Source organism: Kutzneria buriramensis (assembly GCF_003387475.1).
GTDB lineage: Bacteria > Actinomycetota > Actinomycetes > Mycobacteriales > Pseudonocardiaceae > Kutzneria > Kutzneria buriramensis.
Window position 1 is genome coordinate 421297 of record NZ_QUNO01000010.1, and the last position, 14351, is coordinate 435647.

The window sequence follows — 14351 nt, forward strand, 5'->3', positions numbered from 1 at the left end:
TCACACCGAGGGGCCGACCAGTCGAAACGGAGCTCGTCATGACCATCACCACCTCGGCCGCCGCCGTCCGCCCGACCTCCGCCACCCGGCGCCGCCTGCGCCGCGCCGGCTCGGTGCTGGCCGCCGCCGCGGCCGCCGGCGTCGTCTCACTGGTCGGCAGCGCCGTCGGCGTGGACTTCCTGCTCAGCGACTCGATGGGCGCGGTGGTCATCAGCCTGCCGATCGTGCTCATCTTCGGCACGGCCTTCGGCGTGCTCGGCTGGGCGGCGCTGGCCGTGCTGGAACGCTTCACCGCGAAGGCCCGTGCGATCTGGACGGGTCTGGCGGTCGCGGTGTTGGCGCTGTCGCTGCCGCCGATCTTCCTGGAGGACGCGACCGCCGGCACCAAGATCGGCCTGGTGCTCGTGCACGGCGCGGTCGCCGCGGTGCTGATCCCGCTCATGCGCCGGAAGTGACCACAAGGTCCGGCCGGATCAGGTCGGCCGCCCGCTCGGCGATCATCACCACCGGCGCGTTCGTGTTGCCCCGCACGATCTCCGGCATCACGGACGCGTCGACGACCCGCAGGTGGTCGATCCCCCGCACCCGCAGCCGGGGATCGACCACCGTGCCGTGGTCGGAGCCCATCGCGCAGGTGCCGACGGGGTGGTACAGGGTCTGGGTGTGCCGCCGCACGTGTTCGAGCAGCCGCTCCCGGGTGGGGTTGACGGTGTTGAGCAGCAGCGGCGCGGCGAGGTGGGCGGTGAGCGGCTTGCGGTCGGCGATGTCGAGCACGGTCACCAGACCGGCGATCAGTTCGTCCACATCGGACTGTCGGGCGTAGAACCGGAAGTCGATGTCCGGCTGGTCGGCCGGATCGGCGGACCGCAGCCGGACACTGCCGCGGGACGCGGGGGCGAGCAGCGTGACCAGCGCGCCGGTGGCGGGGCGGTCGGACCGGCCCCGGCTGTCGTCCCAGGACGAGGTGGCGATCATCGTCGCCTCGATGGTCGGCTCGGCGCTTCCGTTGGTGGCGAAGAACATCCCCGTCTCGCCGAGGTTGGAGGAAAGCGGCCCACGGCGCCCCCGCCGCCACTGCGCGCGGGCCTCGTCGGTGGCGATCAGGTGCCGCATGTCGGTGACGCCCTTGGTGGTCCACATCAGCGGCACGGTCGGATGGTCCTGCAACCCCGAACCGACGTTCGGCGAGTCGACGACCGCCTCGATGCCGTGCCGGGCAAGGTGGTCGGCCGGCCCGATGCCGGACAGCATCAGCAGCTGCGGCGACCCGATCGCGCCGGCGCACAGCAGCACCTCGCCGTCGGCCCGAACCGTGTGCTCGACGCCGTCACGCAGGTACCGCACGCCGGTCGCCGCGCCCCGCTCGATCAGGATCCGCGTGACGGTGGTGTTCGTACGCACGCAGAGGTTCGCGCGATCCGCCACGGGGTGCAGGTAGGCATCGGCAACCGACCACCGCCGGCCGTCACGGCAGTTGAGCTGGAACTGACCGGCGCCGAGCTGCGACGGGCCATTGAAGTCGTCGGTGGCCGGCAGACCCCATTCGACGGCGGAGTCCACCCAGTCCAGGCTCAGTTGGTGCAGGTGGCGCGGGTCCTCCACGCGGAGCGGACCGTCGCCGCCGTGCCACGGCCCGGCCAGCCGGCCGTTGCTCTCCGACTTCACGAAGTACGGCAGCACATCGTCGAATCCCCAGCCGGCGGCGCCGTACTTGGCACGCCAGCGGTCGTAGTCGAACCGGCTGCCGCGGATGTAGACCATGGCGTTGATCGACGAGGAACCGCCGAGCACCCGGCCCCGCGGCACCTGCACGGTCCGGCCGGTGCGGTCCAGCGGCACCGATGTGTAGGCCCAGTCCAGTTCGCCGCCGCGCAGCTTGCCGCGGGCCGCCGGGATGCGCACCTCGGGGACGTCGTCCGACCCGCCGGCCTCGAGGACCAGGACCCGGCTGACACCGTCGGCGGTGAGGCGGTTGGCGAGCACGCAGCCGGCGCTGCCGGCGCCGATGACGATGTAGTCGAACGATTCCATGCCTGCCATGGTGCCGGGGACCGCGGCCGCCCGGCGAGGGGCCCGGCCGATCGGGCAAGACGAGCATCACTCGAAGGCCGGCGCCCGGAAATGGCAACCCCTGACCGGATCGGGATCCGGACCGGTTGATACGGGCACGAACAACCGGCGTGATCGGTCGAGCGCCGTTGACCCGAACGGAACGACCGAGCAACCGTCGAGTTCGGCTTCGCAAGCCGAGACCCCGAAGGAATCCCATGTCGATTCGAATACTCAAACCACGCTTCCTCTTGTGCGCGGCGGTGGTGGCCAGCACCGCAGCCGGGCTCACGGCCACCTCGGTAGACGCTGCGCCGGCCGGCACGACCATCGCCGACACCGCGGCCCGCCTCGACCAACAGGCCAAGGTGCAGGCCTACGCGCGGGAACACGGCGCGACCGCCTCCTCCTTCGCCGCCGACATGCCCGGCGCCAACGTCGAGACCTGGGGCGATGCCCACGGCGCGATCGGCACGTACCTCAGTGCCAAGACCAACTCCTACGTCGTCGCACTGTCGAACACGGCGGCGACACCCACGACCACGCCGCCGGACTTCGACGGACAGCCGGTGACCGTCAAGCACAGCGCCAAATCCAAGGCTGACGTCGACGACACCGAGACGCGGATCATCCAGTTCGCGCAGGGGGCGGGCCATGCCAACGCCTTCACCTTCGACTACGACCCCGACCGTGACGCGGTGCTGGTCACGACCGACGCCCCGACCGAGCTGAAGTCAGCGCTGGGGCACGCCGCGCCGCAGGCGGTGATCGAGTCCTCGCCGACGCCGCTCAAGCTCCAGTCGGCCGACCAGTTCGCCGACAAGACCCCGCACTACGGTGGCGCCCGCATCACCACGGCGACGATCGGCAACTGCACCAGCGGCTTCTCCATGGTGAACAACGCCGGCGGCCACTCGTCGTACAGCGTGACCGCGGCGCACTGCACCAGGCAGGGCTACAACGTTGCCTCCGGCCAGTACTACTTCGGCACGGTCACGTCCATCGCGCCGACGGACCGCTATGACATCGCGAAGATCGAGTGGTGCTGCGCCCAGCAGAACTATGTGGGCCTGATCTACACGTCCCGGTACAACAGCATCCAGGTCAACGGGGCCAGCGCGCCGACTATCGGCCATCCCGGCCTGAACGGCGCGTGCGTGGCGGGCGGCTTCACCGGCGAGCGGTGCGGCGCGAGCATCATCTCGACCACCGCCACCGGCTGCGTGCCCGGCTTCGGCTGCATCCCGGCACTGATCAAGTACGGCAAGAACACCAACGAGGCCATGACCCAGGGCGGCGATTCCGGCGCGCCGCTGTACTACCACGAGGGGCGCACCAACCTCGCCCACGTGGTCGGCATGCACATCGGCGCCGGCGTCAACAACAACGTCTGGGCCGGCTACGCCGAGAGCTACGTGGCGGTCGCCCTGCTCACCAACGGCACCATCCGGCGGTTCACCGGCTGACGTCAGTCCAGCACCTCGGCGAGGTGCAGGCTGTGGCCGGAGGGCCAACTCCGGCTGACGCCGCCCACGAACGTCACCTCGACCAGTGCGGACTCGTCCGTGCTGGTCGAGGCCACCTGCGCGACGGGCCCGATCGAGCCGTGCACGCGGATCCAACTGCCCTCGGCGATGTCGTCGACCTTGGCGGTGCCGATGTCCCGCGCGGCCGACGCGGGCAGCAGGCGGATCGTCAGCAGCCGCCAGCCGCCATAGCACAGGGTCGGCAGCAGCGCGATCAGGATGCCGACCACGGGCATGGTCGTCACCAGCGCCGCGACGATCAGCGCGGCGACGGGGAATCCCGCCAGCGCCGCGAGAAAGGCGGAACTCACCGGCCGGGAGCCGAACTGGAGCCAGCCGGTAGTGCGCACCAGGCCGCTCGGCTGGAGTCCGCGCGGCGGATTCCCGCTCGCCAGCAGCGGCCCGTCGACGGGCTCCTCGTTCTCCCTCTGACGCTTGGCGAACAGCGTGAAGAAGCGGTCGACGTCCTCGTTGGTCACGGCCGCCTCCACTTCAGCCTGCCGTTGGACCCGGGCATGCACACGACGGGGATCCCCAGCGTCGTGACGCCGACCGCGCCCTCCGGCGAACACGGCATCCCCATCCGCACGCCGTACTGGATGTCGTCGGTCGTCGTCGGCGGGATCGTGGTGATCGGCGGACCGATGGTGATCGGCGGCAGCGGGTGCGTCGTGGTGACGGCCGTCGTGGTCGGGCTCGACGAAGCGGTGGTCGTCGTGTCCACTGTGGACGTCGTCGTGGTGGTCGTCGCCGTCGTCGTCGACGTGACGGTGGTCGTGGTCGTCGCGGCGATGGTCGTCAGGGGCGGAATGGGGACCAGCGGCGTCGCCGCGACGCTCTGCTGGCCGCCGGTCGGCATGCCGGCGAAGGCCCCGATCAGCAGGGCCAGGCCGAGCACGGCGGCGACGCCGGCGACGGCCAGCCGCTGCACGCGGCTGCTCCGCCACCACCAGCCGCGCACGGGCCCGGGGGCGAAGGATCCGTCCATGGGCATGTCTCCGTGGGGTGATGGCTGCTGACCCTCCGATCATCGCTGCCGACTTTCGGTGCAGTCTGCCGGCCGTTCGGCCGACACCCATGCTCTGTTCGGGTCAGCGATCGCGGCTGCATTGCCGACAGTTGACGGCCCCCACGCGCGCTCGTACGCTCATGCGCGGATGTAAACGTTTACACAACCGCCGCCGCGCCGTTGGAACCCCTGCTAGTGGAAGGTGCGGGCTGTGGCCAGAAGGAGCCTAGCCAGACTGGCCGCCGGCGTGGTGGCGGCGCTTGCCGTCATCACCGGAGCGGCGACCGCCACGGCGGCCAGACCGGCGGTGGACACGTTGCTGTCCCAGGGAAAGCCGGTCGTCGCCTCCTCGTCCGGCGGCTGCTGCCAGCCGGCGAACGCCGTCGACGGCAACACGACGACCCGGTGGGCCAGCGCGGCGAACATCGATCCGTCCTGGATCTACGTCGACCTCGGCGCCACCTACGCCGTCGACCGGGTGCAGCTGACATGGGACGCCTCGTGCGCCGCCGCATACCGGGTGGAGGTATCCCCCGACACGACCAACTGGACGGCGATCTACACCACCGCCGCCGGCAAGGGCGGCGTGGAGAACCTCACCGGGCTGTCCGGCACCGGCCGATACGTCCGGGTCTACGGCACCAAACGCTGCCGGACCGACGCCAGCAAGGGCTACTCCCTCGACGAGTTCCAGGTCTACGGCAGCGGCGGTGACACGACTCCCCCGACCGCGCCCGGCGCCCCGACGCTGGTCAGCGACACCCCCTCCAGCGTGACCATCCAGTGGCCCGCAGCCACGGACAACACCGGCGTCGTCGGCTACGACGTCTACCACGACGGGCAGCTGTGCGCGCAGGTCACCGGATTGAGCGGGACGTGCGGCAACCTGAGCCCCAGCACCAACTACGGCTTCTACGTCAACGCCCGCGACGCCGCCGGCAACGTGTCGCAGCCCAGCCCCACGCTGGCGGTCACCACGCCGCCGTCCGACGACCACACCCCGCCGACCGCGCCGACCGACGTGCACACCACCGCCGTCACCAGCACCAGCATCGCGCTGGCCTGGACGGCGTCCACCGACAACGTCGGCGTCACCGGCTACACCGTCTCCAACGTGGTGAACGGCTCCCCCGTGGTGATCGGCTCGTCCAGCGGCGCGACGCCCAGCGCGCAGCTGAACGCGTTGTCCCCCAACACCACCTACCACCTCCAGGTCACGGCCTCCGACGCGAACAAGAACGTCAGCGACCCCTCGCCCGTGCTGGACGTGACCACCAGCGGCGGTTCCTGCACACAGCCGGTCTGCACCGTCACCCAGGTCGGCGCGAGCGACGACGTGGTGTGGGGCCTGGTCACGCTGCCGGACGGCACGATCCTGTTCAACGAGCGCGACGTGCACGACATCGTGCACCTCGACCCCAGGACCGGCGCCAAGAAGGTGATCGGCACCGTGCCGAACGTGCAGAGCACCGACGGCGAGGGCGGCCTGACCGGACTGGAGATCAACCCGGTCAGCTTCTCGTCCGACCACTGGCTCTACATCATGCACACCTCGCCGAGCGACAACCGGATCGTGCGCATCAAGTACGACCCGGCCGCCGACAGCCTCCAGACCGGCACCGAGCAGATCCTGCTGACCGGCATCGCCCGCAACAAGTTCCACAACGGCGGCCGGCTGCGGTTCAGCCCCGACGGCAAGTTCCTCTACGCCGGCACCGGTGACGCCCAGAACGGCGCCAACGCGCAGAACACCAGCAGCCTCAACGGAAAGGTGCTGCGGATCAACCCCGACGGCACCATTCCCGCGGACAATCCCTTCCACAACGCGGTGTGGAGCTACGGGCACCGCAACGTGCAGGGGCTGGCGTTCGACTCGCAGGGACGCCTGTGGGAGCAGGAGTTCGGCAACAACGTGATGGACGAGACGAACCTCATCGTCAGGGGCGGCAACTACGGCTGGCCGTCCTGCGAGGGCACGTCCGGCACCTGCGGCACGGCGGGGTTCATCGCGCCCAAGCACACCTATCCGGTGGCGCAGGGCTCGTGCAGCGGGATCACGATCGTGCGTGACGTGCTGTACGTGGCCTGCGAGCGCGGCACCCGGCTCTACCGCGAGGTGATCAGCGGCAGCAGCCTGACCAACGTGCAGGTGTTCTTCGACGGCACCTACGGCCGGCTGCGCACCGTCGAACCGGCGCCGGACGGCGGGATCTGGCTCACCACGTCCAACAACGGCGACAAGGACAGCACGCCGCACAACAGCAACGACCAGATCTTCCACGTGTCACTGGGATCCTGAGTCGGCGCCGTGGCCCCGGCCGTCAGATGACCTGGGCCACGGCCTCGCTGAGGCTGTCCACGATGTGCATGCCGACGAAGTGGTCGCGGGCGTGCAGGGCGTCACGACCGGCGTGGTAGAGCCGGAACTGCGTCCCGCACTCCCGCGCCGCGTTCGCGTCGTCGACGCTGTCGCCGATCAGGAGCACGGTGGACGGTTCGAGGCCGAGTTTCCCGAGCTGGTTTCGCAGATGCGGAGCCTTGCGGCCGGGCTCGCCGTCGCGCAGGCCGTCGACCTGGGTGAAGTAGTCCGCTATGCCGGCCTTGGCCACCAACGGCTTCAGCTCGTCGTGCGGATACATGGACAGCAGCGACTGCGTCCGCCCGCTGCCATGCCATTTCCGCAAGCAGTCCTCGGCATCATGCGTAAGTGGAATGGTGTCGCGTCTTGCCAGGTAGGCGGCGCGGAAGTGTTCGGCGAGGCCGGCTTGCTCGTCGTCGGACAGCTGTCGGCCGGCGAGCCGGTCGTAGAAGGCCGGGATCGGCTGCTGGTGCCGCTCCTGGTAGAGCTCCCTCGTCACGGCTGGCAGGCCCGCGGTGCGGAATGCCTCGATGGTGGACTCGATCAGGGCGCCGCCGTCGCCGAACAGCGTGCCGTTCCAGTCCCACACGATGTGCTCGATGCTCACGTTCCCTCCCCGCGGGCAGTATATTCGCGTCACGTGCTCACTCGTCGCCTGACCGCTGTGTTGGCCGCCACCTGCGCCGTCACGTCGTCGAACATCTACCTGATCCAGCCCGTGCTCGGGCAGGTCGCCGCCGACCTGCGGATCGGTGACGGGGAAGCCGGCATCGTGCCCACCGCGACCCAGCTCGGCTACGCCGCCGGCATCCTGCTGCTGGTGCCGCTCGGCGACATCCGCGACCGCCGGCCGCTGATCCTGACCATGATGGCCGCCACGACGTCGGCGCTGGTGGCCGCCGCACTCGCGCCATCCGTCGGCTGGCTGGCCGCTGCCGGGTTCTTGATCGGGCTGCTGACGCCCATTCCGCAGGTGGTGCTGCCCCTCGGGGTGGCATTGGCCGGGGGCGAGCGCAGCGGGCGCGTGGTCGGGATTCTCCAGGGCGGGCTGCTGGTGGGGCTGCTCGCTTCGCGTGCCTATGCCGGTGCGATCGGGCAGGTGCTCGGGTGGCGGGCGGTGTACTGGTGCTCGGTGGCGATGATGGTTGTCGTCGGTCTGGTGCTCGTTCGCGCTTTGCCTTCCGTGCCGGCGGTGGCGGCGGTTCGGCATTCGGCGGTGCTTCGGTCGTTGCCCGGCCTGCTGGGTGGGCGAATGGTGCTTGGCGTGTGTTTGGCCGGGGTGATCGTCGGCGTTGCCTTCGGCGCGTTCTGGAACACGTTGTCGTTCGTGCTGCTGCGCGATTTCGGGTTGGGGCCGGCGGTGGTCGGGTTGTTCGGGTTGGTTGCCGCCGCCAGTGCTCTGACGTCGCCGTTGGCCGGACGGGTCGCGGATCGGTTCGGGGCGCGGGTCGGGCAGTTCGCGTTGGTGGGATTGGTGGTTCTGGCCTGGGTGGCACTGGGTTTCGGGGAGGGATGGGTCGGCTGGTTCGTGGTCGGGACCGTGCTGCTGGACGTCGGCGTGTGGGGGAATCAGGTCGTGAACCAGGCCATGCTGTTCGGGTTGGAGCCGGGGTATCACAACCGCTTGAACACCGTGTACTTCTTCACGCGGTTCCTGGGGATCGCTGCGGGATCGGCGTTCGGGGCGCAGTTGTGAGCGGCGTGGGGATGGGGCGGCGTTGCGGCGCTGGGGATTGGCGCTTCGCTGGTGGGGCTGCCGGCGGCGGTGCTGGCGGCAACCCGGCAACCGCAGCCCGGGGTGATCAGCTGAGGCGGGAGACGCGGGCCAGACGGTCCTGCCACCACCTGAGCCGGTCGCCGGTCATGGCGTGACGGTCGAGCAGCTCGGGGTCCGGGGTTGGCGGCTTGGTGGGCACGGGCAGGAAGCCGTCCACCACACGGAAGGAGTCGCGGACGACGTCGCCGGTGAGCAGGGACAGGGTGCCCAGGCCACAGGCGAAGTCGAGCTCGGGCAGGGCCCCGGCGAGGGCGAGCTGGGCAGCGAGGCCGACGCTGGTCTCCAGGGCGGACGACACCACGACCGGGAGGCCGGCGGCTTCGGCGACGCGCATGGCGCGGCGGACGCCGCCGAGGGGGGTGCACTTGATGACGGCGATGTCGGCGGCGCCGGCCACGGCGACCTTGAGGGGGTCGTCGGCGCGGCGAATGGACTCGTCGGCGGCGATGCGGACGTCCACGCGGCGGCGGACGGCGGCGAGTTCGTCGATGGTCCGGCACGGCTGCTCGACGTACTCCAGACCGGCGGCGGCGCGGTTCAGCTGACGGATGTGGGTGACGGCGGTGTCGACATCCCACACGGCGTTGGCGTCGATGCGGATCGCGCCCGCGGGGCCCAGGGCGTCGCGGACGGCCTCCAGGCGGGCGATGTCCTCGGCGAGGGAGTCGGGATGGTCGGCGACCTTCACCTTGGCGGTGCCGCAGCCGGACTTCGCGACGATCTCGTGCGCCCGGCCGGGGTCCACGACGGGCACGGTGCAGTTGATGGGAATCCGATCCCGAACCGGAGCCGGCCAGCCGTCAGTGCACTGCTCGACGGCGGTCGCCAGCCACGGGGCCGACACGGCGTCGTCGTAGTCGTCGAACGGGCAGAACTCGCCCCAGCCGTTCGGGCCATGCACCAGCGCGCCCTCCCGCACGGTGATGCCGCGGAACCGGGTCGTCAGGGGAATCGCGTAGAACCGCACGTCGTCGAAGACCGGCACGGGATCCAACCCTAGCCCAGCCGCGGACAGTCCTGTTCGGACGATCGAGGCGGGAATCGAACGTGCGAGCGGATTCGGCGGCGGCATATGGACGAACGACAAGGCGGTGGCACACCGCTGTTCGAAATCGAGCTGGCCCTATGATCACGTCATGACCGCCTACACCGACTTCGACCCGTTCCAGGACATGGACACCGAGGCCCTGCCGGAGCGCCAGCTCGCGATCCTGGCCACGATCCGGGAATGGGTGGTCGAGTACGGCTACGCGCCGAGCACCCGGGAGATCGGCGACCGGGTCGGCCTGAAGTCCCCGTCCTCGGTCTCGAAGCACCTGGCGGCGCTGGAGGAGAAGGGATACCTGCGGCGCAGCGCCTCGGTGTCCCGGCCGATCGACGTGCGGGACTTCCTGCGCGGCAGCGCGAAGAGCCGCGAGCACGGCGACGGCGCGGTGAGCGTGCCGGTGGTCGGCGACATCGCGGCCGGCATTCCCATCACGGCCGAGGAACACGTCGACGACATCCTCACGCTGCCACGGGAACTGACCGGCCGCGGCACGGTGTTCGGCCTGCGGGTGCGCGGCGACTCGATGGTGGACGCCGCGATCTGCGACGGCGACATCGTCATCATCCGCAAGCAGCCCGAGGCGCACACAGGGCAGATCGTGGCCGCGATGATCGACGGCGAGGCCACGGTGAAGGTGTACCGCAAGAGCAAGGGGCACGTGTACCTGGAGCCGCGGAACCCGGCGTACGACGTGATCGACGGCGACCGCGCGGAAGTGCTGGGCGTCGTCGCCACGGTGCTGCGCAGCGTGTGACGGTCAGCGAGTGGGACCGTTGTCCTCGTAGAGGCCGTTGCCCTGCGCGTCGAAGGCGTCCAGCTGCACCGAGCTGTTGGCGTCTACGTCCTCGAGGCCGTTCTTGGGCGGCAGCCAGAAGACCGCCACGTTCAGCTCGGGCACCTGCTTCCACATCACCTGCGCCGGCTGGTCGCGGTACATGGCCTTGATCTGCGCCACCGGCCCGACGAAGTAGCCGAACAGCGGCAGGAAGCTGCCCGGATGGCCGGTGGTGATGTTGTGGAACCCGCCGCCGGTGAGGTCGGCGTCGGTGGCCAGGACGGGCGTGAGCTTGCCGGCGGCGTCTTTGTGCGCCAGGACGAGCCGGTACGTGGCGACGCCGGCGGCGTTGCGGCCGTGGGAGAAGTACAGCACGGCGTTGCCGGTCGGATCGACGACCTGGGTGTCGAGCACGGGCGTGGCCGGCACCGCGTCGTTGGTCGCGACGGGCGGAGCGGCCACGGAGACAGGCGAGCTGGCCTGGCCGTCCCGGTACAGCTGGACACCGATCACGCTGCCGGCGACGGCGGCGAGCACGGCCACCGCGCCGGCGGCGGTGAGCAGCCGGCGACGCAGTCGCAACCGCCCGCCCCGCCTCATGATCTGCTGCACGTCGACCTCGGCGAACTGTTCGCCCGGCGGCTGGGCCATCGCCTCCCGAAGGCGGTCCACCTCGTTCATGACATCCGCTCCACAACGCCCTCGGCCAGCCGCATCTTGGCCAGCGCCCGCGACGCCGTGCTCTTCACGGTGCCCAGCGACACCTTCAGCTCGGCGGCGACGTCGGCCTCGGACAGGTCCCAGAAGTGCCGCAGCACGACGACGGTCCGTTCCCGAGCGCTGAGTTGCGCCAGCGCCCGCATCAGCCAGTCCTGGGCGGCGATGCCGTCGGCCAGGTCGCCGAGCGCCGGCAGTTCGGGCACTTCTTCCGCGGCATCCTCCCGGAACGGCCGCCGCCAGCGGTCGATGACCAGGTTGGCCAGCACCTTGCGGGCATAGGCGAAGGGGTCCTGCCGCCGGATCCGCGACCAGGCGGTGTACATCCGCACCAGCACGGTCTGCACGTCGTCCTCGGCCTGGTGGCGGTCGCCGGTCAGCAGGTACGCCGCGCGTTGGAGCCGTGCGGTGCTGGCCTGCACGAACTCCACGAACTCGGCGTCACCCCTGGCCATGACCTGTCCGACGCCCCGGGACCGGCGAGGGTTGCCTCAACCTTCGCGCGAGCTACTCGTCGAGACCGACATGACCCCCACGGTAAGGGCTGCCGCGCTGCTGGTCGCCCTCGGCGCAGTGGCCGGCTGCGGCGGCACGACCGCGGCTGCCCCAACGACCACAGCCAACTCCAGGTGCTGGCCCCGCCCGATCCGGCGACCCTGCGCGGCGGCGTCGAGCACGACGTGAACGGGCTCTTCGTGGTGCTGGGCCTGGTGTCGCTGGTGGTGGGCGCGGATCGGCGCCGGCGGCGGCATCATCGCGGTGGTGGTGATCTCCGTGCTGAACGGCTGGACGCCGGTGCTGGACCTGTCGCTGGCGGCGGGCGCGCCGGTGGCCGGGCTCTACCCGGCGCTGTGGGCGGCCCGGACGGAGCCGGTGGACGCGCTCAGAGGTGGGGGGACAGCTTGAGGATCTGGCGACGGGCCAGCGGCCGCAGCAGCGGCAGCACCAGGCGGGCCGGCAGCGCGGGCCGCGAGACCTCGGCGACGTAGGCCATGATCTCGTCGAAGGTGTGCCGCTGGAAGCGCAGCACCCGCTGGCTCTCCTCGGTGTCCAGCCAGTCGGTGCAGTACGGCTCGGTGCTGAACGCCGACTCGGGCAGCTCGCCCAGCCCCACCGAGGCCATCACCCGGAACAGCATGTCCCGGTAGCGGACCTGGCAGCTCGGGCCGCCGCCGATCAGCCAGGTGCGGCCCCAGATGTCGGCCTTGACGCCGTTGGCGATCGCCAGCCCGGCGTCATCCCGGTGCACGAGCTCGATCCGATTGTCCAGCGGGATGGCGAACATGATCGGGTGCGGCCGCCGGGGCTCGTTCGGCGGCACGTCGCCGAACCGGTAGATCGCCCAGGGCCGCGCGGACCGCCGCACCAACTCCTCGCAGCGGATCTTGTGCCCGGAGTACTCGTCGGTCGCCCGCACGGGATCGTCCACGCGGCGCGGCGGGTCGAGGTGCTGGGTGTGGCCGTACACGTCCAAAGTGGACGCGAGGAGGATCCGGGAGCCGTGCTTGTCCACGGCGGACAACACGTTCTCGGTGCCGCCGACGTTGACATCCCGCGCGGTCTGCGGGTCCTCGGCCACGTACGGCGGCAGAATGGCCGCCAGATGCACCACCACGTCCGTGCCGCGCACGGCCCGCTGAACGGCGTCGGCGTCGCGGATGTCCGCCCACACCACGCTGGTGGCGCCATGCGCCCGGCGGAGATTGCCCTTGCTCGGCACGTCGAAGCAGCGCACGTGATGGCCCTGCGCCCGCAGCTGCGCCACCGCGCTGGAGCCGATGTTGCCGAACGCCCCTGTGACCAGCACCTCCATGCCGTCGAATTGTGCTACCGGCACGCGTCGCACCGACAGCACCCAAACGGACAGCACGAGTTGGTGCCATCAGCGGTGTGCTAGGAACTGGTTCGTGCACAGTGAGAAGACGGAGTTCACCGGGTCGCTCGGCGAGCCGCTGGCCGCCCGACTGGAGCTTCCGCCCGAGGGTCCGCCCGGCGCATACGCGCTGTTCGCGCACTGCTTCACGTGCGGCAAGGACGTGCTGGCGGCGTCCCGGATCTGCAAGGCGCTCACCGGGTTCGGCATCGCCGTGCTGCGCTTCGACTTCACCGGCCTGGGCGGCTCCGGCGGCGACTTCGGCAACACCGACTTCTCCTCCAACATCGAGGACCTGGTGCTGGCCGCGGACCACCTGCGGACGACGCACGCCGCGCCGACCCTGCTGATCGGGCATTCCCTTGGCGGGGCGGCGGTTCTGGCCGCCAGGCGCCGGATTTCCGAGGTGCGGGCGGTGGCCACCATCGGCGCGCCGGCCGATCCGGAGCACGTGGTGCACCTGCTCGGTGACAGCGCGCACGACATCGAGCGGGACGGCGAGGCCGACGTGGTGCTGGCCGGCCGCAAGTTCCGGGTGCGGGCCGGGTTCCTCGCCGACGTCGCCGCCCAGCCGCAGGCCGAGTGCATCGCCACGCTCGGGGCCGCGCTGCTGGTGATGCACTCGCCGGTGGACGAGCTGGTCGGCGTCGAGAACGCCCGCCGGATCTTCGACACCGCCCGGCACCCCAAGTCGTTCATCGCCGTCGACGGCGCGGACCACCTGCTGACGCGCAGGACCGACGCCGAGTTCGTCGCCGAGGTGCTGGCCGCCTGGGCCCGGCGCTACGCGTTCTGACCGGCACACAAAGGGATCGGCCCCCACCCGCCGTCCCGGGTGGGGGCCGATCCTGTCCCGTCGCCGCCGCGTCGTTGCTGCCACGCAAACCGATGACGCGTGGTGCCGGCGACGGAAGTTTCTGTGGGGCCGGCTCGTCCTGGTACGAACAAGCCGGCCCCGAGGTGGTGCTGCCTCGGTCAGGCGACGGCGCCTTCGAGGACCTTCGTCTCCTCGTTGTTCTCCTTGGGGGCGGGCGGGGTGGGCTTGATCCGGCGCAGCAGGGCGATGGTGAAGATCGCCGCGCCGACCGCGACCACACCACCGGCGATCGCGGAGTAGTGCAGGGAGTGCGTGAACGCCTCGCGGGCCACCGACAGCAGCGAGTCGGACTGGGCCTGCGGCAGGCCGTGGGCCACAGTCGAGGCGGTCGCGAGGGTCTG

15 protein-coding genes and 1 pseudogene are annotated in these 14351 nt (G+C 70.7%); 7 read left to right on the plus strand and 9 right to left on the minus strand.

The features are described from left to right. Positions 1 to 38 precede the first annotated feature (38 nt). Positions 39 to 455: a DUF6069 family protein gene (locus tag BCF44_RS29735; protein ID WP_116177685.1), complete on the plus strand. Its 417-nt coding sequence runs from the start codon at positions 39 to 41 to the stop codon at positions 453 to 455. On the opposite strand, the gene BCF44_RS29740 is transcribed toward BCF44_RS29735, so the two are convergent. Then, positions 439 to 2040 carry a GMC family oxidoreductase gene (locus BCF44_RS29740; RefSeq protein ID WP_116177686.1) on the minus strand — a complete coding sequence of 534 codons (1602 nt, stop codon included), beginning with the start codon at positions 2038 to 2040 and terminating at the stop codon, positions 439 to 441. The two genes, BCF44_RS29735 and BCF44_RS29740, sit on opposite strands and share 17 nt — an antisense overlap. 227 nt (positions 2041 to 2267) lie before the next feature. Between BCF44_RS29740 and BCF44_RS29745 the strand changes: the two genes are divergently transcribed. Further along, positions 2268 to 3515, plus strand: a complete 1248-nt coding sequence (locus BCF44_RS29745) for a chymotrypsin family serine protease (RefSeq protein WP_147328685.1) — start codon at positions 2268 to 2270, stop codon at positions 3513 to 3515. 2 nt (positions 3516 to 3517) lie between these two features. Here the strand turns inward: BCF44_RS29745 and BCF44_RS29750 are convergent, their stop codons facing one another. Both BCF44_RS29750 and BCF44_RS29755 read right to left on the minus strand, forming a co-directional pair. Continuing rightward, positions 3518 to 4054, minus strand: coding sequence for a hypothetical protein (locus BCF44_RS29750; protein ID WP_147328686.1), 537 nt, complete (start codon positions 4052 to 4054; stop codon positions 3518 to 3520). Further along, positions 4051 to 4563, minus strand: coding sequence for a hypothetical protein (locus BCF44_RS29755; RefSeq protein WP_147328687.1), 513 nt, complete (start codon positions 4561 to 4563; stop codon positions 4051 to 4053). Before BCF44_RS29755 ends, BCF44_RS29750 begins: the two co-directional genes overlap by 4 nt. Before the next feature lie 232 nt (positions 4564 to 4795). On the opposite strand from BCF44_RS29755, the gene BCF44_RS29760 reads away from it, so the two are divergent. After that, positions 4796 to 6883 carry a PQQ-dependent sugar dehydrogenase gene (locus BCF44_RS29760; protein ID WP_379800417.1) on the plus strand — a complete coding sequence of 696 codons (2088 nt, stop codon included), beginning with the start codon at positions 4796 to 4798 and terminating at the stop codon, positions 6881 to 6883. Between the two features lie 22 nt (positions 6884 to 6905). Here BCF44_RS29760 and BCF44_RS55745 read toward each other — a convergent pair whose 3' ends face one another. Next, entirely contained in the window at positions 6906 to 7550 is a 645-nt protein-coding gene (locus BCF44_RS55745) for an HAD family hydrolase (protein WP_170217817.1), read from the minus strand. 33 nt (positions 7551 to 7583) lie between these two features. Between BCF44_RS55745 and BCF44_RS55750 the strand changes: the two genes are divergently transcribed. Next, entirely contained in the window at positions 7584 to 8639 is a 1056-nt protein-coding gene (locus tag BCF44_RS55750) for an MFS transporter (protein WP_170217818.1), read from the plus strand. Positions 8640 to 8745: 106 nt separating this feature from the next. Here BCF44_RS55750 and BCF44_RS29775 read toward each other — a convergent pair whose 3' ends face one another. Beyond that, positions 8746 to 9705, minus strand: coding sequence for an o-succinylbenzoate synthase (locus BCF44_RS29775; RefSeq protein WP_246015705.1), 960 nt, complete (start codon positions 9703 to 9705; stop codon positions 8746 to 8748). 151 nt (positions 9706 to 9856) lie between these two features. Here BCF44_RS29775 and lexA point away from each other — a divergent pair, with 151 nt between their 5' ends. Further along, positions 9857 to 10522, plus strand: a complete 666-nt coding sequence (gene lexA, locus BCF44_RS29780; protein ID WP_116177693.1) for a transcriptional repressor LexA — start codon at positions 9857 to 9859, stop codon at positions 10520 to 10522. A 3-nt stretch (positions 10523 to 10525) separates the two neighbouring features. Here lexA and BCF44_RS29785 read toward each other — a convergent pair whose 3' ends face one another. Together BCF44_RS29785 and BCF44_RS29790 are read right to left on the minus strand one after the other, a co-directional pair. Continuing rightward, on the minus strand, positions 10526 to 11224 hold the full coding sequence (locus BCF44_RS29785) for a hypothetical protein (protein ID WP_116177694.1): 699 nt from the start codon (positions 11222 to 11224) through the stop codon (positions 10526 to 10528). Continuing rightward, positions 11221 to 11715 carry a SigE family RNA polymerase sigma factor gene (locus BCF44_RS29790; protein WP_116177695.1) on the minus strand — a complete coding sequence of 165 codons (495 nt, stop codon included), beginning with the start codon at positions 11713 to 11715 and terminating at the stop codon, positions 11221 to 11223. The genes BCF44_RS29785 and BCF44_RS29790 overlap by 4 nt, the downstream gene beginning before the upstream one ends. 307 nt (positions 11716 to 12022) lie before the next feature. Between BCF44_RS29790 and BCF44_RS55755 the strand changes: the two genes are divergently transcribed. Continuing rightward, the gene (locus BCF44_RS55755) at positions 12023 to 12166 is read left to right on the plus strand and encodes a hypothetical protein (protein ID WP_170217819.1); all 144 of its coding nucleotides are present in this window, start codon (positions 12023 to 12025) and stop codon (positions 12164 to 12166) included. Here BCF44_RS55755 and BCF44_RS29800 read toward each other — a convergent pair. Beyond that, the gene (locus tag BCF44_RS29800) at positions 12144 to 13097 is read right to left on the minus strand and encodes an NAD-dependent epimerase/dehydratase family protein (RefSeq protein ID WP_246015707.1); all 954 of its coding nucleotides are present in this window, start codon (positions 13095 to 13097) and stop codon (positions 12144 to 12146) included. The genes BCF44_RS55755 and BCF44_RS29800 overlap by 23 nt on opposite strands. 70 nt (positions 13098 to 13167) lie before the next feature. On the opposite strand from BCF44_RS29800, the gene BCF44_RS29805 reads away from it, so the two are divergent. Next, positions 13168 to 13929: an alpha/beta hydrolase family protein gene (locus tag BCF44_RS29805; protein ID WP_246015709.1), complete on the plus strand. Its 762-nt coding sequence runs from the start codon at positions 13168 to 13170 to the stop codon at positions 13927 to 13929. Positions 13930 to 14108: 179 nt separating this feature from the next. On the opposite strand, the pseudogene BCF44_RS55760 reads toward BCF44_RS29805, so the two are convergent. Next, positions 14109 to 14351, minus strand: a pseudogene (locus BCF44_RS55760) (hypothetical protein); the annotation flags it as partial.